The sequence below is a fragment of the Mesorhizobium sp. M2E.F.Ca.ET.209.01.1.1 genome, from assembly GCF_004010375.2.
Taxonomy (GTDB): domain Bacteria; phylum Pseudomonadota; class Alphaproteobacteria; order Rhizobiales; family Rhizobiaceae; genus Mesorhizobium.
The window spans coordinates 1-279 of record NZ_SADP02001404.1 but is presented as its reverse complement, the minus strand read 5'-3'; the positions used below and the strand labels follow the sequence as shown (position 1 = coordinate 279).

General features: G+C 64.9%; 1 protein-coding gene. It reads right to left on the bottom strand.

Annotated features, from left to right (window positions below; genetic code table 11):
• Positions 1-279 (bottom strand): hypothetical protein (locus tag EN852_RS40570; protein ID WP_135880028.1); only part of this gene is annotated, 279 nt, incomplete at both ends.

The following is a 279-nucleotide window of genomic DNA, read 5'->3' as shown; positions in this document are numbered from 1 at the left end:
GCCACCTTGTCGATGTTGGCCGTGCCGTTGGCGATGGTCAGAGCCGACGGTTCGGCAATCGCCGCCTTGATGCCGCGAACGGTGGCTTCGCCCGAAGCAATCTCGACGCTGGTGGTGCCCTCGGCAATCTTAACCCGGCCGGCAGCGGTCGCAGGAATGCCCGCGATCGTGGCGCCGCCAGTGAAATTGGTCCAGTCGCCGTCGCGCTTGAGGTCGACTCCGATACCGCCGATTTCGGTGCTTCCCGAAGTGACCGCATCAGCCTTGATGGTGCCCGAC